Annotated in this window: 1 protein-coding gene; it reads left to right on the plus strand. The window is 64.4% G+C overall.

Annotated features, from left to right (window positions below; translation table 11 throughout):
- Positions 1-170 precede the first annotated feature (170 nt).
- Positions 171-438: helix-turn-helix transcriptional regulator (locus HUX53_RS00095; RefSeq protein ID WP_176401127.1), on the plus strand; the 268-nt coding region annotated here is incomplete at its 3' end.

Here is a 438-nt window from a genome sequence, read left to right on the forward strand (position 1 = left end):
GCGAGTCGGCGTGTGGAGGGCGTTGCCAGAGGGGCCCTCGTCGGATCTGCGGGCGCCCGCATGGGCGTAGGCGTGGCGGGGGCCGAGGTGCCGATTGCGTGGGACAAGGAGAACAGCAGTGTTCGAGGTTTTGCCTGTGGCGGCCGAAGTTGGATCCAGGGAGGACGCAGATGCCGATCGTCCGGGAGCCGCTCGATCCCAAGATCTCAATGTGGTACTTCCTGGCCTTCTACCTGCGATTGTGGCGGGAGAAGATGGGGCTATCGCTGACCCAGTGCGGGGAGATCATGGGAGTAACGCGGGGCACTGTATCCAGCTTTGAAGCGGGTCGGCGGCGCCTGCAGGACGACCACGTTCGGGCCCTCGACCGGCACTTTGGGACGGGTCTGTTATTTCAGCTCTTGGTCTGGTTTGCCCGAATGGACCACGGCCCCAGCT

It is taken from the genome of Actinomadura sp. BRA 177, assembly GCF_013372625.1.
GTDB lineage: Bacteria > Actinomycetota > Actinomycetes > Streptosporangiales > Streptosporangiaceae > Spirillospora.